This is a genomic window from Streptomyces sp. MB09-01 (assembly GCF_033794505.1).
Taxonomy (GTDB): Bacteria; Actinomycetota; Actinomycetes; order Streptomycetales; family Streptomycetaceae; genus Streptomyces.
The window spans coordinates 12,195-37,681 of record NZ_JARAYQ010000055.1 but is presented as its reverse complement, the minus strand read 5'-3'; the positions used below and the strand labels follow the sequence as shown (position 1 = coordinate 37,681).

At 71.6% G+C, this 25,487-nt stretch carries 18 protein-coding genes; 14 read left to right on the top strand and 4 right to left on the bottom strand.

From position 1 onward, the window contains the following. Both PV721_RS14570 and PV721_RS14565 read left to right on the top strand, forming a co-directional pair. Positions 1 to 1,243 (top strand): condensation domain-containing protein (locus tag PV721_RS14570; RefSeq protein WP_319724078.1); only part of this gene is annotated, 1,243 nt, incomplete at its 5' end. Positions 1,244 to 1,301: 58 nt separating this feature from the next. Continuing rightward, complete coding sequence (locus PV721_RS14565) at positions 1,302 to 2,045, top strand: thioesterase II family protein (protein WP_319724076.1); 744 nt, start codon at positions 1,302 to 1,304, stop codon at positions 2,043 to 2,045. A 57-nt stretch (positions 2,046 to 2,102) separates the two neighbouring features. On the opposite strand, the gene PV721_RS14560 is transcribed toward PV721_RS14565, so the two are convergent. Both PV721_RS14560 and PV721_RS14555 read right to left on the bottom strand, forming a co-directional pair. Next, entirely contained in the window at positions 2,103 to 3,527 is a 1,425-nt protein-coding gene (locus PV721_RS14560; protein WP_319724074.1) for an aminobutyraldehyde dehydrogenase, read from the bottom strand. Positions 3,528 to 3,564: 37 nt separating this feature from the next. Further along, the gene (locus PV721_RS14555) at positions 3,565 to 4,839 is read right to left on the bottom strand and encodes a cytochrome P450 (protein WP_319724072.1); all 1,275 of its coding nucleotides are present in this window, start codon (positions 4,837 to 4,839) and stop codon (positions 3,565 to 3,567) included. Between the two features lie 259 nt (positions 4,840 to 5,098). On the opposite strand from PV721_RS14555, the gene PV721_RS14550 reads away from it, so the two are divergent. From PV721_RS14550 to PV721_RS14495, 12 genes are all read left to right on the top strand, one after another. Beyond that, on the top strand, positions 5,099 to 6,421 hold the full coding sequence (locus PV721_RS14550; protein ID WP_319724070.1) for an aromatic ring-hydroxylating oxygenase subunit alpha: 1,323 nt from the start codon (positions 5,099 to 5,101) through the stop codon (positions 6,419 to 6,421). Continuing rightward, a complete protein-coding gene (locus PV721_RS14545) occupies positions 6,414 to 6,992 on the top strand; it encodes an aromatic-ring-hydroxylating dioxygenase subunit beta (protein ID WP_319724068.1) in 579 nt (192 codons plus the stop codon). The genes PV721_RS14550 and PV721_RS14545 overlap by 8 nt, the downstream gene beginning before the upstream one ends. A 33-nt stretch (positions 6,993 to 7,025) precedes the next feature. After that, entirely contained in the window at positions 7,026 to 7,292 is a 267-nt protein-coding gene (locus tag PV721_RS14540) for a hypothetical protein (protein ID WP_319724066.1), read from the top strand. Further along, on the top strand, positions 7,289 to 8,155 hold the full coding sequence (locus tag PV721_RS14535; RefSeq protein WP_319724065.1) for a xanthine dehydrogenase family protein subunit M: 867 nt from the start codon (positions 7,289 to 7,291) through the stop codon (positions 8,153 to 8,155). The genes PV721_RS14540 and PV721_RS14535 overlap by 4 nt, the downstream gene beginning before the upstream one ends. Continuing rightward, positions 8,152 to 8,628 carry a (2Fe-2S)-binding protein gene (locus PV721_RS14530; RefSeq protein WP_319724063.1) on the top strand — a complete coding sequence of 159 codons (477 nt, stop codon included), beginning with the start codon at positions 8,152 to 8,154 and terminating at the stop codon, positions 8,626 to 8,628. Before PV721_RS14535 ends, PV721_RS14530 begins: the two co-directional genes overlap by 4 nt. Beyond that, the gene (locus PV721_RS14525; RefSeq protein ID WP_319724061.1) at positions 8,625 to 10,967 is read left to right on the top strand and encodes a xanthine dehydrogenase family protein molybdopterin-binding subunit; all 2,343 of its coding nucleotides are present in this window, start codon (positions 8,625 to 8,627) and stop codon (positions 10,965 to 10,967) included. Before PV721_RS14530 ends, PV721_RS14525 begins: the two co-directional genes overlap by 4 nt. Positions 10,968 to 11,014: 47 nt before the next feature. Further along, complete coding sequence (gene mdlC / locus PV721_RS14520; RefSeq protein WP_319724059.1) at positions 11,015 to 12,595, top strand: benzoylformate decarboxylase; 1,581 nt, start codon at positions 11,015 to 11,017, stop codon at positions 12,593 to 12,595. A 97-nt stretch (positions 12,596 to 12,692) separates the two neighbouring features. After that, the gene (locus PV721_RS14515) at positions 12,693 to 12,974 is read left to right on the top strand and encodes a phosphopantetheine-binding protein (RefSeq protein ID WP_319724057.1); all 282 of its coding nucleotides are present in this window, start codon (positions 12,693 to 12,695) and stop codon (positions 12,972 to 12,974) included. Further along, on the top strand, positions 12,971 to 19,447 hold the full coding sequence (locus PV721_RS14510) for a condensation domain-containing protein (RefSeq protein ID WP_319724055.1): 6,477 nt from the start codon (positions 12,971 to 12,973) through the stop codon (positions 19,445 to 19,447). Before PV721_RS14515 ends, PV721_RS14510 begins: the two co-directional genes overlap by 4 nt. Positions 19,448 to 19,540: 93 nt before the next feature. Then, entirely contained in the window at positions 19,541 to 19,822 is a 282-nt protein-coding gene (locus PV721_RS14505; RefSeq protein ID WP_319724053.1) for an acyl carrier protein, read from the top strand. Continuing rightward, positions 19,819 to 22,143, top strand: a complete 2,325-nt coding sequence (locus tag PV721_RS14500; protein WP_319724052.1) for an amino acid adenylation domain-containing protein — start codon at positions 19,819 to 19,821, stop codon at positions 22,141 to 22,143. Before PV721_RS14505 ends, PV721_RS14500 begins: the two co-directional genes overlap by 4 nt. Positions 22,144 to 22,375: 232 nt before the next feature. Beyond that, positions 22,376 to 23,101, top strand: a complete 726-nt coding sequence (locus tag PV721_RS14495; protein ID WP_319724051.1) for a thioesterase II family protein — start codon at positions 22,376 to 22,378, stop codon at positions 23,099 to 23,101. A 60-nt stretch (positions 23,102 to 23,161) separates the two neighbouring features. On the opposite strand, the gene PV721_RS14490 is transcribed toward PV721_RS14495, so the two are convergent. Both PV721_RS14490 and PV721_RS14485 read right to left on the bottom strand, forming a co-directional pair. Then, positions 23,162 to 24,172: a ferritin-like domain-containing protein gene (locus tag PV721_RS14490; RefSeq protein ID WP_319724049.1), complete on the bottom strand. Its 1,011-nt coding sequence runs from the start codon at positions 24,170 to 24,172 to the stop codon at positions 23,162 to 23,164. Then, a complete protein-coding gene (locus PV721_RS14485) occupies positions 24,172 to 25,482 on the bottom strand; it encodes a condensation domain-containing protein (RefSeq protein ID WP_319724047.1) in 1,311 nt (436 codons plus the stop codon). The genes PV721_RS14490 and PV721_RS14485 overlap by 1 nt, the downstream gene beginning before the upstream one ends. Between the last annotated feature and the right edge of the window lie 5 nt (positions 25,483 to 25,487).

Below are 25,487 nucleotides of genomic sequence, written 5' to 3'. Positions count from 1 at the left end.
GCCCGCCCCCGCCACCGCCCCCCGGGACACCGGGCCGGAATCCTCCGGAGGGCCGTCCGGTCTCTCCCGCGCGCAGGAATGGATGGCCACCCACGACCACCCTTCGCTGAACGTGCACACACTGCTGCGCTGGGGAGGAGACCTCTCCGTCCCCCTCCTGGAGCGGAGTCTGCAGTGGCTCACCGAACGGCACGCCGCGCTGCGCACGGTCTTCCCACGCGACGGGGAACGGCCGGTCGCACGGGTGCTACCCGATGTCCGGGTCGCGGTCCGCACGGCCGACCTGCGGGGCGGTGAACGGGCGGTCACCGTCCAGGACGCCCTTCCGCAGGCCGGCGTACGGGTCCGCGAGCCGTTCGATCTCGCCGACGGGCCGCTGCTGCGCCTCGACGCGCTGCGTCTCGCCGACCAGGAGTGGCTGCTGGTGCTCGTCGTCCACCACCTCAACACCGACGGCTGGTCGATGGGTGTACTCGCCGACGAACTGCTGGCCTGCTACCGCGCGCTGGAACACGGTCACCAGCCGCCGCGGCTCCCGGCCACCAGGCCGTACGCGGAATTCGGCGCCGGTGAGGACACCAGGCACCTCCCGTACTGGCAGCGACGACTGGAAGGCGCCCAGCCCCTGTTCGGGGGCGGCAACACCGTGAGCCTGCCCAGCCTGCAGCACACGTTCACCGTCCCCGAGTCCGCGGTGGCCGCAGTGCGCTCCGCCGCGCGCGCGGGCACGCCGGCGTCCGTCGTGCCGCTGACGGCACTGGCCGTCGCCCTGGAGCGGATGACCGGTCGGTCGGACATCGTGATCGGCACGTCCGTCTCCAACCGGGGTACCCGGGACTTCGCCCGCACCGTCGGGTTCTTCGCCAACACCCTGTGGCTCCGGCTGGACCTGCGCCGGAGCGAGGACCTCGCCGACCGCCTCGGTGCCGTCCGCGACTCCTACCTGGACGGGCTCACCCACTCGCTGCCGATCGAGGCGCTCTTCGAAACCGGTGCCGACTTCGGTCAGGTGCTGTTCAACTACATCGACATGCCCCTGGACACGGGAGACCGCGACGTCGAACCCGTTCCCGTGTCCCTGGCCGTCGCCGAGCAGTACCAGGACCTCTTCCTCACCCTGGTCGACGACGGACGCTCCCTGCACGGCCTGCTCACCCACACCACCAGGTGGTTCACGCCCGAGCGCGCCGGCCGGCTGGTCGAGGAGCTGATCGGTGTGCTCCACGAACTCGGGGAGGCCTGAGATGGCGGCGATCGGCCCCTCGGGCACGGGGACAGTGCGCGGAGGGGGGTGGCTGACGGTGCCCCGCCACCGCGACGGAGCCGCGGTGCGCCTGTACTGCCTGCCCTGGGCCGGGTCGGGAGCGAGCGCGTACCGCCCCTGGGCCCGGGCGTTCCCGGCCTCCGTGGAGGTCGTGCCCGTAGCGCTGCCGGGACGCGAACGGCGGCTTCGAGAAGAGCCGCTGCGCACGGTCGACGCGCTCGCCGATGCCCTGGTCCCCGTGCTGCGCGCTGACATCGACCGCCCGTACGCCCTCTTCGGGCATTCGATGGGGGCGCTCATCGCCTTCGAGGCCGCGTTGCGACTCACCCGGGACGGCCTTCCCCCTGCCCGGCTGTTCGTCTCGGGATCCCGGGCACCGCACAGGCCGCTGCACTACGGGGGCCTGCACACGCTGGCGCCCGGTCCGTTCCTGGAGGCCGTACGCCGCTTCCAGCCCGAGCCGGGGGGAGCACTGGACGACGACGAACTGGCGGAGCTGTTCCTGCCGACCCTGCACGTGGACTTCGCAGCCGCCGAGACCTATCGGCGCCCCTCCGACACGCAGGTGGCCTGCCCCGTCAGCGCCTTCGGCGGAGACACGGACCCACTGGTCGACGCTGCGGACGTGGCGGCCTGGCGCCTGCACACCAGCGGCCCGTTCACCTCGTACAGCATCGAGGGAGGGCACCTGTTCGTGACGACCCGGGAGCGCCGGATGTGCGAACTGGTAAGCGGGGAGCTGCGCGACCTTCCCGCCGGGGTGCCGCGTACCCGGTCCTGAGCAGCGCGAAGGCGCCGGAGGGAAGCCCCTCCGGCGCCTTCGTCCGTGCCGACCGTGCTACGCGCCTACGTGGTGCATGACGTGCTTGATCCGTGTGTAGGCCTCGAACCCGTACATCGACAGGTCCTTGCCGTAGCCGGAGTGCTTGAACCCGCCGTGCGGCATCTCCGAGGGGAAGCCGAGATGGGTGTTGACCCAGACCGTGCCGAAGTCGAGGAGACCGGTGAGCCGCATCGCGCGGGTGTGGTCGGACGTCCACACCGCCGAGGCGAGGCCCTGCTCCACACCGTTGGCGAGCCGCACCGCCTCCTCCTCGGTCGCGAACGGCTGGACCGTGACGACCGGGCCGAAGACCTCGGTACGGATGATCTCGTCGTCCTGCCGGACTCCGCTGACGACGGTCGGCTCGAAGAAGTATCCCGCCTCGCCCGCTTGTTTCCCTCCGACGACGACCTCGGCATGCTCCGGCAGACGCTCGACGAGGCCGCGCACCCGCTCCAGCTGGGCGGCGTTGTTGAGCGGTCCGTAGGCCGCGGCCCGGTCGGCCGGCGGGCCCGGGCGAACGGCCCGCGCGGCGGCTGCGAGGCGTTCCACCAGTTCGTCGTGGATCTCCCGGTCGGCCAGCACCCGGGTGGCCGCGGTGCAGTCCTGCCCGGCGTTGCCGAACGCGCCCTCGATGATCTTCGCCGTGGCGGCGTCCAGGTCGGCGTCGGCGAAGACGACCACCGGGGTCTTCCCGCCCAGTTCCAGATGGACCCGCTTGAGGTCGGCGGCGGCCGAACGGGCGACGTCGATGCCGGCCTCGACGGATCCGGTCAGCGACACCATCGCGGGCACCGGGTGCTCCACCATCAGCCGACCGGTCGCGGGGGCCCCGCAGACCACGTTGAGGACCCCCGGAGGCAGGAACTCCGCAGCCAGCTCTGCGAACAAGAGGGCCGACCGGGGCGTCGTCTCGGCGGGCTTGAGCACCACGGTGTTCCCCGCCGCGATGGCCGGCGCGCTCTTGAGCACGGCCATGAGCAGCGGAAAGTTCCATGGGGCGAGCTGGGCGCAGACGCCTACCGGCTCCCTGCGCACGTACGAGGTGTGACCGGCGGAGTACTCGCCGGCGGAGCTGCCCTCCAGGAGTCGGGCCGTCCCCGCGAAGAACCGCAGCTGGTCCACCATCAGCGGCGCCTCGCCGGCGGCCGCGGTGCTCCCGGTGTCGAGGAGCTCGGCCTCGGCGAACTCCTCCATTCGGCTCTCCAGGGCGTCGGCGATGCGCAGCAGTGCCTGCTGACGCTCGGCAGGCGTGGTGCGTCGCCACTGTGCGAACGCGGTCGCAGCCGACCTCATCGCGGCGTCGACGTCCTGGGGGCCGCTGACGGGAGCGAGGGCGCTCGCCGTCCCGGTGCACGGGTCGAGCAGCTCGGCGTAACCGTCGTCGAGGGGCTCGGTCTTCTTCCCGTCCACGAAGTTGGACAGTCTGGGCAGGGGCATCAAGGTCTCCTCGGGGAAACGGGCGGGTCGGGGTACCTCACGCGGGCCCGGGAGCCGCGATCGCGTTGCCGTCCTGGACGCGCAGCTCGGTGAATCCGTGGAAGCCGAGGTTGTTGTTGTAGTTGAGGGTCTGCGGCAGCACGCGCAGCCCGGGCATCCGCCGGTACAGCGTCGCCAGCGCGATCCGCATCGTCTGGCGCACCAGAGGGTCTCCGAAGCAGAGGTGACGGCCGGCGCCGAAGGTCAGATGGGTGTTGGGGGCCGGCCGGTCGAGCACCAGCTTGTCGGGCTCGGAGAACTGCTGCGGGTCGCGGTTGGCGGACGCCACGTACAGCATCATCGGGCGTCCGGCCGGCAGCACGATCTCCTCGCCGGCGGCGGTGGTGTAGGGGATGTCCTCGCGGGCCACCCGGCCCACGAACTGCACCGGGGTGCACAGGCGCAGCAGTTCCTCGATCGCGTCCGGTACGGCGGCCGGAGTCTGCAGGAGGTCCCGCTCCTCGGCGGTGCACCGGTCGAGGACGTGAACGCTGTTGCCGATCAGGTACCGGATCGAGGCGACGCCGGCGAACAGCAACAGCGCGGCCTGCGCCACCACGTCCTGCTCCGAGAAGCGGTGCCCGTGTACCTCCGTGGTACGCAGCGTGTGCAGCAGCCCGTTCTGACGGGCGGCGCTCTCGGCGCACTCGGGGGAGGCCAGGAACTCGGTCAGCTCACGGGTGCTGGCCTGCGTGCGCTTGAGGTGCTCGACGGTGACCTGCGTCGACCCGAAGAGGTGGGCGATGTCGTCGGTCCAGCGGGTCAGCTCGGGATGGGCCTCGACCGGGACGCCCAGCACATCGGCTATCACCATGGCCGGCAGGGGGAACGCGAACTCGGACATGAGGTCGAAGCCGAAGGGGTCGACCTTGTCCAGGAGTCCGTCCACCAGGCCCTGGATGCGTGGCTCGAGCCACTCGTCGCTGAAAGGCCGGTAGCTGTTGTTGGCCTGGCGGCGGTTCACCGTGTGCTCCTTCCCGTCATGGAAGGCGAGCCAGCGCTCGTATACGCCGATCATGTCGGCGAACTCCTCCCGCTGCGACTCGGGCAGGAACCAGAGCGGAACCGCGGCCCGGGCGTTCGAGAGGCGCTCGTCCTTCATGAGCCGCAGGCAGTCCTCGTAACCGAAGAACAGCCACGCGCCGCCGAAGATGCGGTCCGAGCGGAAGGCGGGACTCTCGTTGCGCATCTTCTCGTAGAACGGAAACGGGTCCGGAATGTACTCCAGATCGTTGTGCGTGAATTCTTCCGCAGAGAGGGCGTGGGTCGGCAAGGGGATTCCTCCGTCTCGGAGAATTGCAAAGGGGAAAATGCGGCATGGAAGCGCGCCGATTGACTAGAACAGAAGCGGCGGCCCACTGGCAACGGCGTCGAACGATGTTGAACAGCGGGACTGTTCACGACTGCTTACTGGTCAGACAGATGCCCGAGGCTCTAGCCTCTCGCGTCGTCGAAGGTGAACGTCGTTCCCGCCGGCCTGGAAAAGGGGGATCAGGATGCTGGAAGCAGCTCGTTCGGAGGATGCGCAAAAGATGTATCGGCTCGATCGCCGCGCCTTCTTCGACGAAGACGTACTGAAAGAGGAAATGCGCCGGGTGTTCCGGCCGAGCTGGCAGCTGCTCGGTTTCGAGTCCGAACTGCCCGACGCCGGCGACTACGCGGTGCGGCGGCTGGGGGACGACGGCGTCATCGTCGCCCGCGACGAGGAGGGCCGCATCAGTGTCATGCTGAACTCCTGCAGCCACCGGGGCACCCAGCTCTGCCGTGCGACTTTCGGCAACTCCGCTCACTTCAGGTGCAGTTACCACGGCTGGACCTATGCCAACGACGGCCGCCTCGTCGGGGTGCCGAGCCTCCGGAGCAACTACCCGCAGGACTTCCGCAAGGAGGCCTACGACCTCCCGCGGGCCCGGGCCACCGCCTATCGCGGCTTCATCTTCGCCACCTGGAACGAGCAGGCACCTCCACTGGAGGAGTACCTCGGCGACTTCCGCTGGTACCTGGACGCGATGCTCGACCTCACCGGGGGCGACTGGGAGGTCTACGGGCCGCCGCAGCGCTCCGTCGTGAAGGGCAACTGGAAGATCTCCACGGACAACTTCGCCGGCGACGGCTATCACATGCAGACGACCCATCAAGCCGCCTTCGAGCAGGGCATCTACGGCAGCAGCCTCGCCGACGGAACCCTCGGCAAGGGGGAACTCGACCTGATGGGCATCAACATCAGTACCCCGCAGGGTCATGCGGTGCGCGCCGGATACGTCGTCGAGAAGGCGAACCCCACGTTCGAGCGCGACCTCACGCAGGCCGCCTACCTCGGCTATCCGCCGGAGGAGTGGCCGCGCTTCACCGCAGCGCAGACCGAGGAGCAGGTGAGGTTCAACTCGCACTGCGAGGTCGTGCACGGCACGGTCTTCCCCAACGCGGCCTTCCTGAGCGTCTCGCACGACCGGGCCGTCGGCCGCGACACCGATCCGCTGACCAAGTACTTCGTCTGGCGCGTGCACACGCCGATCGACGCGCGTCACACCGAATGCACCTACTGGACGCTGGTTCCCAGGTCGATGAGCGAGGAGTGGAAGCGGCGCTCGTACGCCTTCCAGGCCCGGTCGCAGTCCGCCGGCGGAATCCTCTTCGAGATGGATGACTTCGAGAACTTCGCCCGGATCGACGCGGCGATCGGCGGCAGCGTCGCGGACGACGCGCCCACCGACCTCTCCCTCGGCATGGGGCTCGGGACGCCCGTCCCCGGCTTCCCCGGTCCGGGCCGGGCCGAGCACCTCACCCTCTCCGAACACAACCAGCGCGGCTTCTACCGGCGTTGGGCCGAACTCATGGAGGCCCCCCGTGACTGACGCGAGCACGGCGCGGGCGGAGCCGACGCGGCCGCTGCCCGAGCAGCAGCCCTTCCCCGGACGAGGCGCCCGCCACCGCGAGATGGACCGGCCCCTGCGGGAGTTCCTGGAGGAGGAGTCGGCGCTGCTCGACGACCGCCAGTACCAGGACTGGCTCGACCTGCTGGAGGACGACTTCCTCTACCAGGTTCCGGTGCCCCTGCTGCGTGAGGACCCGGACCTGTCCCGGCACAGCGATCGGGCGATGCTCTTCGAGGCGACGAAGCACGTGTTCGCCCTCAAGCTCGGCCGCCTGGGCCTGAGGCACGCCTGGTCGGACCGCCCCGGCGGCGTCGTGCGCCACTTCCTCGGGCCTGTCCGCGTGTTCGCCACCCATCGGGTCGGGACCTGGCGTGTCGAGTGCGGTGTGCTCGCCACCTGGAACCGGGGCCGGGGCGAGAGCGCGACCGTCACCGCGAGCCGCCAGGACATCGTGACCGACCTCGGCGGGGGGTCGTACCGCCTGCTGCGGCGGCGCGCGCTCCTCGACATCGAAGTGCCCACGCATGAACAGCTCTCCATCATCTTCTGACGGCCGATGCGGCCACGACTGCAAGGGATCGTCATGAGCGGACTCGCCCGGAGTTCTGCAGGGCGGCAGGAATCGGAACTGTGCAGGATCGTCTGCGAGTCGGCGGCGGTGCGTGTGACGGTCAGCCCCACGGGCAACGGTCAACGGCTCAAACTGGAATCGGAGCGCTCCGGAGCGGTGGTGCTGCTGGACGCCACCGTACTCGACGCACTGTGCCACCTCACTCCGCCGCAGGCCGTCGAACTGGTGCGGGTGCGCACAGAGGGTTCTCCCGACGCCGACCCCGAGGAGGCGCGGTGAAACCGGCGGCCTTCGACTACCAGGCGCCCCGGACCCTCGACGAAGCCCTCGCGCTCCTGGCCGGCGCCGACCGGCCCGCGGTGCCGCTGGCCGGCGGACAGAGCCTGGTTCCCCTGCTGAACCAGCGGCGTGTCAGGCCGGCCACCGTGGTCGACCTCAACCGGGTCGCCGGGCTCGCGGGCATCCGGGTCACCGCCGACTCCGTACGCGTCGGCGCGATGACCAGGCTCAGTGACGTGGAGGCCGATCCCGCCCTGACCGCGGCCCTCCCCGTCCTCGCCCACACCGCCGGCCTCGTGGCCCACCGGCAGATACGCCACCGCAGCACGCTGGGCGGCTCGCTCTGCCACGCGGACCCCGCGGGGCAGCTGCCCGCGTGCGTGGTCGCCCTCGGTGCCCGGCTCACCCTGCACAGCACCCAGGGAGCGCGGACAGTCGACGCCGAGGACTTCTTCCAGGGGCCGCACCTCACCGCGCGCCGGCCCGGCGAGCTGCTCACCGCGGTGGCGATCCCGCGCCGACCCGGATTCCGCCACCGCTTCGAGGAGGTGTCCCGGCGCGGCAGCGCGGGGCGGCCCCTTGTCGGGGTGTGCCTTGCCGTCGCCGTCGAGGGGCCGGTCGTCGTACAGGCCCGCCTCGCGGCCTCCGGCATCGCCGACCGGCCGGTGCGGCTGCGAGAGGCGGAACGCGCACTGGTCGGACAGCCGCGGGGAACGTCCCTCAGCGGCGTCCTCGACGCCGCGTCCGCCGCCGCCGACCCGCCGGGCGACCTCCACGGAAGCGCCGCCTACCGAACCGACATGCTGCGCACCGCTCTGCGCCGGGCGGTCACCCGTCTTGTGCCCGAGAGGAACGCCGCATGAGATTCCAGGACATCACCCTCACCGTCAACGGAACGGTGCGGTCGGCTCCCGCGGAGGCCCGCACGCTGTTGAGCGACTTCCTGCGCCACTCCCTGGGGCTGACCGGCACGCACGTCGGATGCGAACAGGGCGTGTGCGGAGCGTGCACCGTGCTGGTCGACGGCGAGCCCGTCCGCTCCTGCCTGATGCTGGCCTTCCAGGCGGACAGCAAGAACGTCGAGACCGTGGAGGGGCTCGCACCCGACGGCGAACTGAACGCTCTGCAGCGGGCGATGATGGCCGAGCACGGGCTCCAGTGCGGATTCTGCACCCCCGGCCTGCTCATGGGCCTGCACTACGCCGAGCGCGCCGGACTGTGCGCGGCGGATGCCCTGGAGAGCGTCGTCGACGGCCACGTGTGCCGCTGCACCGGATACGCCGGGATCCGCTCCGCCGTGGAGCGGCACTGGCAGGGCGGGGAGGACGCCCGGTGAACCGGCCCGAACCCGTGATCGGCCGGTCCGTGCCCGGCATCCAAGATGCGCGGCTGCTGCGTGGTGAGGGCCGGTACGTCGACGACATCGACGAAACCGGCGCCCTGCACGCGGTCGTCCTCCGCAGCACCGAGGCCCATGGCGTCGTCACCCGCTTCGACGCCACGGCGGTGCTGGCCGGCGGCGAGGCCCGGCTCGTTCTCGGGCCCGACGACATCGCCGAGCGGCTCGACCCGCTGCCCACCTCCTGGCGGCTGCCCGGCCAGGCTGCCCTGCACGTCGACCCGCAGGCGCGCATCGTGCGCTACGTCGGCCAGCCCATCGGCCTGGTGGTGGCGGACAGCCGCGCCGTCGCGGAGGACCTGGCCGAACGCGTCGCGATCGACATCGACCCGCTGCCCGCCGTCGTCGGCATCGACGCGGCGCTCGCGGACGACGCACCCCTGGTCCACCAGGACACCGGGAGCAACGTGGCCGGCACGATCCACTTCGGCGACCCCGCCGACGAACTGGAGGAGATCTTCCGGACGGCGCCACATGTCGTCGAGCGAAGGCTGAGCGTCCAGCGGGTCAGCCACAGCCCCCTCGAACCACGCGGGCTGCTCGCCGAGTGGATCGGGCACACTCGCCGGCTGACCGTGTGGAGCAGCACACAGTCGCCCCACGTGGTCCGGCGGGAACTGGCCGCGGCGCTGCGGCTCCGCGCCGACGAGGTCCGGGTCGTCGCCCCCGACATCGGCGGCTCCTTCGGCAGCAAGGTCACCCTGTACGTCGACGAGGCGCTGGTCTGCCTGGCCGCCATGGTGCTCGGCGGCCGGGTGAAGTGGATCGAGGACCGGACCGAGAACCTCACCGCGACCTACCAGGGGCGCGGACAGCAGGCCCGTGGGCGTCTTGCCCTGGACGACGACGGCACCTTCCTGGCGGTCCACGCCGACATCCTGGGCGACCTCGGGGCGTTCGCCATCCAGGCGGGCTCGGGCCCGTTCCAGGTGACCGGCCTCGCGCTGGAGGGGCCGTACCGCTTCGAGCGGGCGGGCTCCACGGTGACCGGCGTGTTCACCAATGTCGTACCCACCGGCGCCTACCGGGGCTACGGGATGCAGGAGGCCTCCTGGATCCGGGAGCGGCTGGTCACGGAGGCCGCGCGGGAACGCGGTCTCGATCCGGTCGAGCTGCGGCTCCGGAACATGATCGGACCGGGCGAGATGCCGTACACGACGCGCACCGGGCTGACCTACGACAGCGGCGACTATCCGGCAGCCCTGAGGCGCGCCGCCGCCATCGGCGCGGACCGTCGGCAGGCCTCCACCCCGACGCTCCGGCGCGGGGTCGCGGTGACCGCGAGCGTCGAGATCACCGGATTCGCACCGTCAGCGCTCCTGGAGGCCTTCGGCATCGACTGGAGCGGCTGGGAGAGTGCCCGGCTGCGCGTCAACCACGATGGAACCGTCACTGTCTTCTCCGGTGTGGTCGGGATCGGCCAGGGCATCGATACGGCCCTCGCCCAGATCGCGGCCGACCGCCTCGGTGTCCCACTCGACTGGATCACGGTCGAGCTGGGGGACACCGCCACCTCGCCGTACTCGGACCTCACCTCGCAGGCCAGCCGGTCGCTCACGCTGGCCGGCGGAGCTCTGATGAAGGCGGCCGAGAAGATGCGGGAACGGATGCGCCTGCTGGCCGCCGGCTACCTCGGGGCCGACCCGGCGGACGTCTCCATGGACGGGGACGTGTTCCGCGTCGCCGGCCGTGACACCACCATCGCCTGGCGAGAGGTCGCCTCGCGCGGCTGGAAGGGCTGGGGCCGTCCCGACCACGACCGGATCCGGCTGGAGGAGTCGGTCGACTTCGACCCGCCGGCCCTCACCTACTCCTACAGCGCACACGGCGCGGCCGTCGCCGTCGACCTGGAGACCGGCCGGACGTCGGTGGAGGACTACTGGACCGTCAACGACAGCGGGGTCCTGGTCAATCCGCTCATCGCGGCCGGCCAGATCACCGGCGGAGTCGCCCAGGGGCTGGGCATCGCCCTCCTGGAGGAGGTCGTGCACGATCCCGCCACCGGACGTCCACTGACCGCGGCCTACGGCGACTACGTCCTGCCGTCCGTCGGTGACGTGCCGCCGGTGACCATCGAGGACCGGGTCACCCCCAGCGAGATCATCCCCGGCGGGTTCAAGGGGCTGGGCGAGGGAGGCGCCATCCCGCCCCCGGCGACCGTTGCCGACGCCGTCGCCGACGCGGTGCCCGAGATCGGTGAACGACTGACGGACACGCCCTTGTCGCCGTTCCGCGTCTGGTCCGCTCTGGCCGCGGCCAAGACGGACTGCGGCTGACCGCACCTGCACCACGCCGTACCCCTCGTACTCAGGAGGTTCCGTCCATGGCGGACGACTTCACCCCGACCGTGCGCGACGTCACCTTCGACCTGCTCAGATCGTTCGGCCTGACCACCGTCTTCGGCAACCCGGGCTCCACCGAACTACCCATGTTCCGCGACTTTCCCGCCGACTTCCGTTACGTGCTCGGCCTCCAGGAATCCGTGGTGCTCGCCATGGCCGACGGCCACGCCCAGGCCACCCACAACGCCGCCGTGGTCAACCTGCACTCGGCGGCGGGGGTCGGGCACGCGATGGGCAGCCTCTTCACCGCCCACCGCAACCGCACCCCACTGGTGATCGTGGCCGGTCAGCAGGCCCGTTCACTCCTGGGAGGCGAGCCGTACCTGTTCAACGACGACGCGGTGGGACTGCCCCGCCCGTACGTCAAGTGGAGCCGGGAACCCGCCCGTCCCCAGGACGTACCGGCGGCCATCGCCCGCGCCTACTACCTCGCCATGACGCCGCCCCAGGGTCCCACACTGGTCTCCGTCCCCGCCGACGACTGGGCGGCCCCCGCGGAGCCCCTGGCGCCGCGCACCGTGAGCACCGCCCTGCGCGGCGACCCCGAACGCCTCGACGATGTCGGCCGCGCGCTGGCCGGCGCGGCCCGGCCGGCCTTCGTGGTGGGCGCCGCGGTCGACCAGGAGCGGGCCTTCGACGACGTGGTGGCCCTCGCCGAACAGCACAGGGCCCGGGTCTGGGCCCCGCCCATGTCCCATCGGTGCTCCTTCCCCGAGGACCATCCGCTCTTCGCCGGATTCCTGCCACCCCTGCGCGAGGGCATCGTGGAGCAGCTCACCGGCCACGACGTCGTCCTCTCCCTCGGGGCGCCGGTGTTCACCTACCACGTCGCCGGCGCCGGCCCCGTCCTCCCCCCGGACACCGCCCTGTTCCAGCTCACCGACGACCCGCAGACCGCGGCGTGGACCCCGGTCGGCACCTCGGTGGTGACCAGCATCCGGCAGGGTGTACGTGATCTTCTCGGTTACGCCCCGCAGACGGCGCGCGCGCAGCCGCCCCGGCGGCCACAGCCACGCCTCGTGGCCCCGGACGACAAAACCATCGGCCAGCCGTTCCTCATGCAGACGCTCGCCCGGCTGCGCCCCGCGGACAGCGTCATCGTCGAGGAGGCGCCCAGCAGCCGCCCGGTGATGTGCGAGTACCTTCCCAACACCCGGCCGGAGAGCTTCTACACCTGTGCCAGCGGAGCGCTGGGGCACTCTCTGCCCGCGGCGGTGGGCATGGCGCTCGGAAGGCCCGGCCGACGGGTGATCGCCGTGGTCGGCGACGGCTCCGCCATGTACTCCGTCCAGGCCCTGTGGTCGGCGGCGGAGCTGGACCTGCCGCTCACCGTGATCGTCGTGAACAACGGCTCGTACGCGACGGTCGACCGGTTCGCCGAGCGCTTCGGCATCGGCAAGGCGGTCGGCACCGCCCTGCCGGGCCTGGACTTCGTCGGCCTCGCCCGCGCACAGGGGTGTGAGGCCTCACGGGTCGAGCGGCCCGAACTGCTCGCCGACGCCCTGCGCGCGGCACTCACCTCCGCCCGCCCCCACCTGCTGGAGGTCGTGACCGGGCGATGAGCGGACGCAGCGTACATCCGGCGGAACCCGGCGCCCCGGCGCTGTGTGCCGGTCCGGACAGAGGACACCCCACGGGACCAACAGACAGGACCACCCCATGACACAGCGGACCGAGGAAGACATGCGTCGGCAGATCCGAGACATCGTGATCAGCATGGCACCGGACGCTGGTGCGGCCGACGGGACCGACCCCGACCTGGTGGAGACGCTCGGCTACCACTCGCTCGCTCTGCTGGAACTCGCCTTCGCCCTGGAGGACGAATACGCCCTGCCCCCCATCGACCAGGAGAGCGCCCAGAGCATCCGCACGGTCAGTGACGTGGAGAACTACGTCCTCGCACAGCTGCGGCAGGGCGAGGGCGACGGAGGTGCCCGGTGATCGAATCGAGACTGCGCGCCGTCGTCGCCCGTGATCCGAGCCGCACCGCAGTCGCCTTCGGCGAACGCCGGCTCAGCTACCGCGAACTGAGCGACCGGACTGCGGGGCTGCGCGCCGGGCTCGGCCGGCTCGGCGTGGTACCGGGCGAGCGGGTGCTGATCGTGTTGCCCAACTGCCCCGAATTCGTGATCGGTTACTTCGCCACCGCAGGCATGCGCGCCGAAGTGCAGGCCCTCGACCCGGATCTGACGTTCAACGAGATCCTCGACCGCACGGCGGGGTGCGAACCCGCCGTCGTCATCACGGACACCGTCCGGGCGCCCCTCCTGGAACACCTGGGCGCCAGGTGGCGCCGCGCGCCGCAACTGATCGTCGTCGGCGAGACCGGCCCGGGCGCCCACGCCTTCGACGCCCTGGCGGTCGCAGGGGTACCAACCGCGGGCGATTTCCCCACCGCACCCGAGCCGTCCGACGGCCCCTGGGTGCTCACCCACTCCTCCGGATCCACGGGCGAACCGAAGCGCATCCGCAGGAGCCAGGGGAACCAGCTCGCCGAAGCGGACAACATCGCTTCCACGGCAGGGATCACCCCCGACGACGTGATCCTCTGCCCGGTTCCCCTGTTCCACGCGCTCGGCCAGTTCTGCTGCATGATCGTCTCCGTGCTCGTGGGCGCCACGCTGGTCCTCGTCGAACCGCGGGACTCGGGCGGCGTCCCCGACGGGGCTCCGGCACTCGACGTCGAGAGGATCCTCGGCCTGCTGCAGGAGCACCGGGTCACCGTCTTCCCCGCCGTTCCGTACCTCCTCGCGGCGCTCGCCGACTGGCCCGCGGACCGGGAGGCCGACCTCTCGTCGGTACGTCTGTGCCTGTCCGGCAGCAACTTCCTCGCCCCGGGAGTCCAGGAGCGCTTCCTGGCGCGCTTCGGGGTGCCCGTGCGCCAGACCTACGGCAGTTCCGAGGCGGGCAGCGTGTCCTGGGACTGCGGCCCCGGCCCCGTCGTGCCCGAGTCCGTGGGCCGCCCGCTCAACGGTGTCCGGGTGGAGATCCTCGACGACCGGGGCCGTCCGCTGCCGCCCGGCGAGACCGGGGAGATCGCTGTCACCAGTGGCTCGGTGATGACCGGATACGCCGGACAGGCGGCGACGCGGAACCCTGTCCACGGCCGCCACCTCACCGGTGACCTCGGCAGGCTCACACCCGAGGGGCGCCTCTACGTCACCGGACGCAAGCGCATCCTGATCGACACCGGTGGGCACAAGGTCAACCCGGTCGAGGTGGAGGAGGTCCTGGAGACCCATCCCGACGTCGCGGAAGCCGCCGTGGTCGGGCTGCCGCTGGCCGGTGGCGGTGATCTGCTCATCGCCGCCGTGGTGCCGCGCGGCGCCCTGGACACCACCCGGCTCGCGGCCCACTGCGAGGAACACCTCACCGGCTACAAGGTGCCCGCGCGCTTCGTGGCCGTCGAGGAGATCCCCCGCACCCCGCTCGGGAAGACGCGCCGCGCCGCACTCGCCACCCTGCTCGCGGCAGTGCAGGAGCCCGGCGGGCCGCCGGCCGCCGACGACATCTGGGCGGAGCCCGACCTCGAGGCGCGCACCCGGCTGATCGCGGGCCATGTGCTGCGCTGCGTGGCCGCCGTGACCGGGGAGGTGCCCGAGGAGCACGGCCCCGAAGCCGCGCTGCGCGACCTGGGGCTGGACTCCCTGCGTGCGCTGCGGCTCAAGATGGCGCTGGAGGACAGCCTCCGCCGTGCCGTCGCCCTGCACGACCTGCTCTCCGGCACCTCCGTCGGGGCCTTGGCCCGGCAGCTCGCCGAACAGACCGGCGAGGCGCTGGAGCCGCTGGCGGCCGAAGGGCGAAGCAGCGGTGAATTCCCGCTGTCCGCCAACCAGTTGTCGATCTGGCATGCGGACCGACTCGCCCCTGAGAGCGCCGCGTACAACCAGAGCTTTGCCGCCCGGATCACCTCCGGCTGCGAGGCGGACGCCCTCCGGCGGACCTTCCAGGACCTGGTGGACCGCCACCCGGTGCTCCGCACCACGTTCGGGGTGCGCGGCGGTGAGCCGTTCCAGCACGTGGCGGCCCGGGCCCGCGCGGACTTCGAGGTGATCGGGACGGCACTCGACCCCGAAGAGATGGAACGGGAGCTGAGCGCCGAGGCGTTCCGGCCGTTCGCCCTGGAGACGGAGCACCCGATGCGGGTGCGGCTCTACACGGACGCCGGCGACGGCGGCCCCGTCCTTTTGGTGACGACCCATCATATCGCCTCCGACTTCTGGTCGCTGGTGACGATGCTGCGGGACATCGAGACCTCCTACTCGGCGGCGGTGACCGGCGAAGAGATTTACCGGCCCCCGCAGCCGCACACCTACACCGACTACGCCCGCTGGCACGCCAGGTCCGCCGAAGGGCCTGTGGGGGAGCGCGACTGGGCCTACTGGCGGGAGGTGCTCCGCGATCCGCCGCCTGCTCTGGAGCTCCCCCTGGACAAGCCCCGCCCCGTGGTCCAGGCGCAGCACGGCGCCACCTACTTCCACGACCTCGGTCAGGAGTCCGTCAAGGAGCTGGAGGCGTTCGCCCGCGAACGCGGCACCACCGTGTACACCGTGCTGTTCGCCGTCTTCCACGTTCTGCTGCACGCCTGCACCGGGGAACGGGACATCGCGCTGGCAGCCATCACCACCAACCGGCAGCGGCGTGAATTCCAGGATGTGCTCGGATACTTCGTCAACCCGGTCGTCTGCCGGACGCCGATCGACGCCGACGAGCCGTTCGAAGAACTGCTGGGGCGGGTCCGCGACAGTCTGCTCAAGGGCCTCGAACACCGGACGCTGCCCTTCGAGCGGATCGTGGAGCGGCTCGGTCTCAGACGCGACCGGAGCCGCGCGCCTCTCGTCGAGGTGGCCTTCGGCCAGAACAAGGCGCACGACGAAGCCCGGCTCGCGGTCGGCCGGTTCCTGTCCGGCGGCAGCGGCCGGACGCTGCGCCTCGGCGAGCTCGATCTGGAATCGATGGCGCTGCGTCAGCGCGGTGTCGTCTACGACCTCTCTGCGTCGGTGTACGAAGCGTCCGACTCGGTGGCGATCGCCTGGGAGTACAGCACCGAGCTCTTCGAGGAGCCGACCGTCGTGCGGCTGGCGGGGCAGTTCGAGAACGTGCTGCGGGCTGTGCTGCGGACCCCGCGGACTCCCGTGGGGCGGATCGACGTGCTGGACGCCGGAACCCGTGACCGACTGCTCGCCGCCTCGCGCGGCGGGCCGGGCCCCCGGAACCCGCGGACGGTGACCGAGGAGACCGTCCGCCATGCCGCCGCCCTGCCGCAAGTGACGGCCGTCGAGGCGGACGGCGAACTGCTCACCCGCGGGGAACTGGTCCGCCGGGCAGGCTCGCTGGCCGACCGCGTCCGGGCCACGCGCCCCGGGCCCGGCGCCGTCGCCGTGGTGTGGCTGCCGCCCTCCGCCGACCTGGCCGTCGCCGGCCTCGGCGCGATGCTGGCCTCCGTGGCCTGCGACCCCGTCCGGGCGGACAGCCCGCCCGACCGCGTTCGGGCCGTCGCGGCGGGCGGCGGCGCGCATCTCGTCATCACCACGGCATCGGGTCGCGACCGGCTCGGCGCGATCGGCCTGCCCGTCGTATGCGTGGACGACCCACCGTCCGCCGCCGGCGCGGATCTGCCCGGAGTGCTGGGCTCCGGTCCGGAGAGCACGGCCGGCGGCCTGCCCGCGGTGATCCAGCGCACGTCGGGAGTGACCGGCCCGCCGCGCGAGTCCGTACTGGACCACCGGACGCTCGCGGCCTGGGCCCAGTGGCTCCGGGAACAGTACGGCTCCCTCGACGGAGTGCTCGTACACGGGTCCCTCGCACCCGACCGGATGCTGGCCCGGGTGCTCGCCGTGCTGGCCGCGGGGGGCCGCGTGGTACTCACCGCGGCTGGCGGAAGTGCGCGTGAACTCGCCGAACTCCTCACTGCCAAGAGGGACTTCGCCCTTGTGGCGCTCACCCCCACGGAGTGCGCCGCGCTCCTTCCCGCGCTGGCCGGACGCAGGCCGCGCACGGCGGCGCTCGCCATCAGCGGTGAGACCCTCCCGGTCGGACTGCTGCGGGCGGTGACCGCGGCGACCGGAGGGACGCGTGTCGTGCACGAGTACGGCGGCGCCGACACCTTCCCGGTGGTGCGCGCCCACGAGGCTCCGCGGCATGTGCTGCGCGACGACCTGCCCGTACCGGTGGGCCGCCCCGTTCCCGGCGTCGAGTGCTATGTCCTCGACCCTTCGGGGCGGCTGTGTCCCCCCGGTGTCGTCGGCGAGATCTGCGTGGTGCAGGCCCCGTCCGCCGCGCCGCCCGGCTCCGGACCCCGGGCTGCCGGGCAGCGAGCCTCCCTGCCGGGAGGGCCGTCACCGGTCCGCACCGGCGATGCCGGCCACTACCTGCCCGACGGTGACGTCGTGGTCCTCGGCCGGATCGGCGACCGTACGGCCGTGCGCGGCTATCGCGTCGAACCGGCCCAGGTGGAGGCGGCCCTCACCCGCCTGCCTGCCGTCGCCCGGGCGCTGGTCGTCCCCGGCACGGACGGCGTGCCCGTGGCCTACGTCGAACCAGGCGGCGATGGGCACGACGGCACCGGCGACGGGCTCACGGCCGCGGCGCTGCGCCACGGGCTGCGCCGCGCACTCCCCGAGTACATGCTCCCGGCCGAGTACCTGCTCGTCGACCGGCTGCCCGTGGCCGGCAACGCGAAGACGGCGCGGACCGCTCCCGCGCCGGAGGCAGCCTCGGCCGACCCCATGGGGGTCGAGGCGGCGGCCACGGCCGACACCGGAACGATGACCTCGATGGAAAGCCGGCTCGCCACCATCTGGAAGGAGATCCTGGGCGCCCCTTCCGTCGGACCGGACGACGACTACTTCGATCTCGACGGCGACTCGATCACGGGCCTGCGCATCGTCTCCCGCGCCGCGGACGAGGGCATCCGGATCACTCCCAGGCAGCTGTTCACCCACCCCGTGCTCAGCGAACTCGCCGCGGTGGCCGAGGACACCGGCGGGGCGACCCGGCCGGACCCCGGCGAGCCGTCGGCACGGGAAGACGGCGCCCGGCGCGTGCCGGCCCGGTCACCGTCGGAGCACCCCGGGCTTGCCGGGACCATCCCCCTGGCCCCGGTCCAGCAGTGGTTCTTCGATCTCGAACCGGCCGAGCGGTCGCACTGGAACCAGGCGGTCCTCCTCAGGACGGCACGGGTGGTCGACCGTGCCGCGCTCGCGGTGGCACTGCGGTCGGTCGCCCTGCACCACACGGTCTTCCGGCACCGCTTCACCCGGCCGACGGCCGGAGCCGCCCCACGGCAGTGGTACGACCCCGAAGGAGCGGCCGTCCACCTCGTAGAGGAGGAGTGCGCCCGCGCACCGGAGGACGTTGCCGAGGAGTTGCACGCCTCACTCGACTTGGAGAAGGGCCCGCTGTTCGCCGCCGCGGTCTTCCCCGCCCCGGCCGACGGTTCCGGCGCCGGCACCGTTCACGTGCTGCTCGTCGCCCACCATCTGGTGATCGACTTCGTCTCCTGGCAGATCGTCGTGGACGACCTCACCACGGCCTACGGCCAGCTCGCCGCAGGGGAGGACGTACGGCTGCCGCCCTTCGTGCCGTACTCCCGGTGGACCACTCTGCTGCACGCCCACGCCGACTCCGCCGCCGTGCGGACCGAACTGGACCACTGGGCACCGCCGGGCGACACGGAACGGCCGGCCGGCCGTCTCGTGCCACCGGGCGTCGAGCGTGACGCGCGCGTGGTGACCGCGGACCTGTCGCAGGAGGTCACGGCCGCACTGCTGACGCGTGCGGGCAAGGCGGTGGGGACACGCCCGCAGGACATCGTCCTGGCCGCGGCCGCCTACGCTGTGGCCCGGTGGACGGGGGAGGCCCAGGTCCGCATCGATCTCGAACGGCACGGCAGGGAGCACCTGTTCGAGGGAGTCGATCCGGGTCGCACCGTAGGCTGGTTCACGGTCATGCATCCGGTGCGACTCGACCTGCCACGGGACCCGGATCCCCTGGCCGTGTACGGCGTGATGTGCGACGAACTGCGTGGAGTTCCCGCCGACGGCCTCGGCTACGGCCTGCTGCGTCATGCCGCGACCGATCCCTCGGTACGCGACCGCATGGCACTCGTACCGCCGGCCACGGTCAACTTCAACTACCTGGGCCGCATGGGTGCGCTGCTCGGCGGCAGCGTACAACAGGCCGTCACCCAGGACCTGTTCACACCGGCAGTCCTGGGCGAGGTGGCCGACCGCGCCCCCGCGAACACACGTCCCTACGAGCTGGAGTTCAGCGCGATGCCGATCGGAGAACGGATGCGCCTGCGCGTCGTACACGCCGAGGGCCCCGGACGGCCGCCGGCGGAGGAACTGCTCTCACACATGGGGGAGGCGCTGACCGAGCTGGTCGCCCGTCTCTCCACCACGGGACGCTGAGCACCGTCCTGCCCCGGCGAGCGCGGCCCCTCGCTCGCCGCTCACGACCCCGGTCCCACCGAAGCACCGACCGCCGCCCCAAGGAGGCACGACATGTCATCGGGCCCGTCCACCCAGCCCGCCCGTATCACCGACATCACCGAGCAGGTGCGTGCGGCCTGGGCCGCCGCCCTGGAATACGACACGTTCGCCGACGACGACGACTTCTTCGACATCGGCGGACACTCCCTGTTCGTCGCCCGCATCATGGCTCGCCTGGGCAAGGCCCAGGGGCAACGGTTGTCGCTGCGCCTCTTTTTCGAGAACCCCACCGTCGAGAGCCTGTCGCGGGCGATCGAGGCGAACGTGGGACAGAACGGAGGCGAGCCGCGATGACCTCCACGGACGAACGGCTCCCGCCGCCCGCCTGGAACGACACCACCCGTGACTACCGGCGCACGGCGACCGTCCCGGACCTGGTGCGCGAGGCAGCCGCCCGCAACCCCGGGCGCCCGGCCCTCGTCGGAGCCGACGGCCGGGTGACGACTCACGCCGAACTGGACGCGTGGAGCGACCGCATGGCACGGCTGCTGCACGACCGGGGTCTGGGGCGTGGCGACTTCGTGGCGCTGTACTGCGACCGCACTCCGCTCGCCGTCGCCTCCCTGCTCGGTGTGCTCAAGTCGGGGGCCGCGTACCTCCCCATCGATCCCGCCTGGCCGCGACAGCGGGTCACCGGGCTCCTGCGCGACCTCGGCGTACGGTGCGTCATCACAGGCGCCGTGCACCTGCGGACCGTGCAGGAGATCCGCTGGGAGGTGCCGACCGTGACCGAAGTCGTCTGCCCGGACATCGACGCCGACAGCACCTGGGAACCCGTTCTGGACCGCACCGGGGTCGAGGAGTTCTTCGACTTCCTCTCCGGCGAACCCGACCCGCTGGAAGCCGCCGGGTTCAACCTGCGGCGCTCCGACCGCCCGTACACACCCGCCGACGTGACCGCGTACGCGCGGCACGTGGCGGGCCTGGCACAGGAGGCCGCCGGCCGGGGCGCGGACATCCTGGAGGTGGGCTGCGGCACCGGGCTCGTCACGGAGGTCCTCGCTCCCGGCGCGCGGAGGTACGTCGCCGCCGACCCGTCGGGCGTCGCGGTGCGGCGCAACCTCGCCACCGCGGCCGCCGGCGGATTCCGGGTCGAGGGCCTCGTCGCCTACGCGCACGAGGTCGCGGACGTCGTTCAGGGGCCCTTCGACCTGATCGTCATGGCCAGCACCGTCCAGTTCCTGCCCGACATGGACTACCTGTTGCAGACGCTCACCTCGCTCAGCGGTCTGCTGCGCCCGGGCGGTGCAATCCTGCTCGCCGACCTGATCGACCCGGACATCGAGGCGCACGCCGGACTCAGGGTTCCACCCGCCCTGCTGGACAGGCTCTCCGAGGTGCTGCCCACCGTTGCCGAGGTGGAGGTGAAGCGGCGCACCGAGGGAGGCTTCAACGGCGAACTGGCCGGCCGCTACGACGCGTTGATCCGTCTCGTCGGGCACGTACCGGAAGCGGACCGGGGCGGACGGGTCTGGACCGGGGCGGCCGTCGCCGCACGCCCCGCGCTCCCGCCGCGGGTCGCGGTCACCGCCGACGACCTCGCGTACGCCATCTTCACCTCCGGTTCCACGGGCACCCCCAAGGGCGTGGCCGTCCAGCACCGCTCCGCCGTCAACCTCATCGAATGGATCAACGGCACGTACCGGGTGAGCCCTGCGGACCAAGTGCTCTTCGTGACCTCGTTCTGCTTCGACCTGTCCGTGTACGACATGTTCGGGGTGCTCGCCGCCGGAGGTTCGGTCCGTGTCGCCACGCAGGGCGAGATCGCCGAACCCGACGTCCTCATCGACATCCTGGAAGGCGAACCGGTCACCCTCTGGGACTCGGCCCCCGCGGCGCTGGCGATGCTCACCCCTTTCCTCGCAGAGCGCGACGCGCGGGGACGCGACGGGCTGCGGCTCGTCCTGCTCAGCGGCGACTGGATTCCACTGCCGCTGCCGGACGAGATGCGTGCGGCCTTCCCCGGGGCGAAGGTGATCGCGCTCGGCGGTGCCACCGAGTGCACGGTGTGGTCGAACCACTACCCGGTCACGGTGGTGGATCCCGAGTGGCCGAGCATCCCCTACGGCAGGCCCATGACCAATGCCCGTTACTACGTGCTCGACGAGAACCTGAGGCCCACCCCGGTCGGGACGCCCGGCGACCTCCACATCGCCGGTGACTGCGTCGCCGTCGGCTACGTCGGCAGCCCCGCGCTCACCGCCCGGAAGTTCCTGCCCGATCCCTGGGCACCCGCGCCCGGAGAACGCATGTACCGGACCGGCGACCGGGCCCGCTGGCTGCCCGACGGGAACCTGCAGTTCCTCGGCCGTCTCGACGACCAGGTCAAGGTACGCGGCTACCGCATCGAACTCGGAGAGGTCCAGAGTGCGCTGGTGCGCTGCCCGGGTGTGCGGACAGCCGTCGTGGTCGCCGTCGACGGACCCGGAGGCAAGCACCTGGCCGCCTCCTACGTCCCGGAGGCCGCGTCCCCGGTCGGGGTCGAGGAGGTGCGGAGTCACCTCCGGGCTCAGCTGCCCGCCTACATGGTTCCGACGCGGATCGCGGCCGTGCAGACCCTGCCGCTGACGGCGACGGGGAAGGTCGACCGCGGTGCGCTGATCAGCGGAGGCTGAGACGGCGGAGGGAGGCCCATCCGCCCGGCGGGCGGCCTCCCTCCCCCCTCCTCGAAGGCCGGCACATCGGGAATGCTTTCCGAGGAAACCGCGACTCCTGTACCGGGTATTGCATTATCCGTCCGGGCATTTCTTCGGGTGGTCCGGCAGGAATTCACGTGAACCGCGTGTCAGGGAAAAGAGCAGATTGAACGTGGCGGCGGATATGTTCGGAGAGCCTAGGATGCAGCGCATGGCGAACAATCGAGGGCTTGTTGACATAGCGGTGGCACCGGAAGGTGAGAGAGTTCTCTACGCGATTCCGCATGCCGGCGCGGGAGTCGCGGCCGTCAAGAAGATGTGCCGTGCGCTCGGTGAGCGGTGGACCGCGGTCGGCGTCCGGCTGCCGGGTCGGGAGTCGCGTACGGCCGAGGCCCCGGTTTCCGACCTGGCCGTGCTCGCGGACACCCTGAGCGCACAGATCGCCGCGCACGCCGGGAGCCGTGACGTCTACCTCTACGGACACTGCGCCGGAGCGGTCATCGCCTACGAGGTCGCCCGCCGGCTGCCCGCGGCGCGGCTGCGGGGCCTCGCGGTGTCCGCGCACCAGTCCCCGGACCGGATTCCCGTGACCGAGTCCTGGCGACTGCCCACGGACGAGTTCTTCGCGCGGGTCCGGGAGGACGGCTATCTGCCGGACGAACTCCTCGACGACCCGGACCTCCTGGACCTGGTCGAACCGGCCCTGCGGGCCGACTACCGGGCGATCGAGAGCCACGCTCACGAGCCGGAGCCCATCGACGCCCCGATCCTCGCCCTGCTGGGGACCGGGAAGCACGCGGTACCCGTCGAGGACGTCGTGTCCTGGGCGAAATGGACTTCGGTGGGCTTCCACCTCGAGATGCTTCCCGGTGGCCACAACCTGCTTCAGGACAGCCCGGTGGACGTGGCGGCGGCCCTGGACCGGCATCAGCCCTGAGGAATCCGCACCCGAGGTGCCCGGGTACGCCGGGCGTGCGACAGCTGCCGCGACGGCCCGTCAGCCGGCGCGGCCGCCCCGGCGCATCCGTTCCACGGTCCGCGCGGCCGCACGGTCGAGGAGATCCAGCCGGTCCAGCCTCGCCACCACCGTGGGCGTCAGGAGCCCGATCTGCGCCAGCATGGGTACGATCCGGGAGAACAGGGACCTGCGATACGCGGCCAGGCCCGGATCGTACGTGGCGAACCGCACCCCCGCCGCCCGGTCGACTTCGAGCCGTTCCCACACGTCGGTCAGCAGGAACCGCAGCCGCAGCAGCTCGATCGCCTCCAGCACGAACTCCTCCCGGTGCGCCCGCTCGGCGTCGGACAGCTCGGGCAGCACGTCTTTGAGCAGCAGGACGCCGAACGACACATGGCGGGCCTCGTCCCTGGCGACCCTGACCACGATCTGCTTGATCAGCGCATCATGGAAGGTCGCCTCCGCGAGACGGAACCCGGCCAGTGCGACCGGCTCCACCAGACACTGGATCGCGAGGGCTGTGAACTCCCACTCCCGGGCCACCAGCGCGTCCTGGAACAGCGCCCGCAGCGCCTCCGTCACCGGATAGGGGTCCGGTACGTGCTCACGTACGTACCGGGCGAACGCCTCGACGTGGCGGGCCTCGTCACCGGCCTGACTGATCGCGCACAGCTTAGCCTCCACCTCGGGCAGCACCTCGGCCAGCCGGGCGCACGAGACCAGCGCCGCCTGCTCCCCGTGCAGGAACTGAGAGACCATCCATGCCTGCACCTCCCAGCGGAAGGCGTCCCAGCCCGCCTTGCCGCGGTGCGCGAGCGGCGAGGAACGGAACGTGCCCAGCGCGTACGCGGAGCCCTCCGGCAGCGGAGAGCCGAACCCGACCGGCAGGGACCAGTCGATGTCCGTCGACGCGTTCCACTGGGCGAGTTTGGCCGACTCGTACAGCTGCGACAGGCGCGTGGTCCGAGCGTCGTAGTCCCAGTTGAGCACGGCGCTGACCGCTGTCTCCACCATGAGCCGGTCGGGCTCGCCGGCTCGAGGTGCGGGCATCAGCGCCGTCCGCCTTCACCCACAGGCCGGTCCGGGTGTTCGGCCACGTGGACGGCCATTCGCGCGAAATCGTCGACGAGCCGGCGTACCCACGAGCTCTCGAACCGGCGCTGGTCGTACCAGACGATGCCCTGGACACCGGCGCGCTCGGGGATCAGCGCGAACTCCAGGTCGAATCGGCTGCCCGATCCGTCCGGCGGCGCCAGCTGGCTCACCTCCAGTCCGTCCAGGGAGAGCTGGTACTCGGGTCCGGCCATGACCTGGAACAGGATGTTCTCGAGCCCCGCGCCCCGCTCGCCCTGCGCCTGCGGCACCAGGTGATACGGGATCTCCTGGTTGCCCAGCGCGTCGAACACGATGTCCTGGGTGGCCTCCAGCACGTCTTGGAAGGTGGGCCGCTGCGGCATCTTCACCCGCAGCACCAGAAGGTTCGTCAAGAATCCCACGGTGTCCGCGAGTTCGGGCCGCAGCCGATTGGCGAACATCGAGGCGAGGCCGAAGTCCGTGTCCCCGGTGTAGGTGTGCAGCACGGACGCGAAGACGGCGAGTCCGGCGGCGAACGTGGTGGTGCGCCGGGACCTGCAGATCTCCGCCAGGCTCGCGGCGGCAGACTCGGGCAGGTCGAACGTGTGCGTTCCGGGCCGCTGGGCCCCGTCGGCCCTACCCGTGGGGCGCCCCACCAGCGCGGGGGGCTGCGCACCGGCCAGCCGGGAACGCCAGAACTCCTGTTGTCCGGTCAGCGCTCCCGACTCGAAGCGGTCCCGCTGCCACTCACTGAAGTCCATGTACTGCATGGGCGGCCGCTCCGGCCGCGGCACGACCGCCGAGCCGCCCGGACGGTAGAGCCGGCCGAGGTCGCCGGCCAGCACGCCCCCGGACCAGCCGTCGGTGGACAGGTGATGGATGTTCAGCATCAGCACCGACTCCTCGGGCGCGACCTCGAGCAGCGTCGCCCGCACCGGTGAGACCCCCAGGTCGAACGGGGTGCGGACCAGCTCCCGCATGACGCCCTCCAGGGCGGCGGGAGTGCCGTCTGTCCGGAGCGACTCCAGGGGCACCGGACGGGGCTCGTGGACATGCTGCACCAGACGCCTGCGCGAGGTCTCGTACGTCGTCCGCAGCGCCTCGTGCCGGTCGACCAGGGCGTCGAGGGCCGCCCTCAGTGCGGCGTGGTCGAGTGGCCCGGCGAGCCGGTAGAAGACCGGTACGGCGAGTGGCGACTCTCCGCCCCGATAGTGCTCCATGAGGCCGAGAAGACGTTGGCCGAGTGAGGCGGGGGCTGAGCGTTCGACGGTCGTCACGTCATTCATCGGGG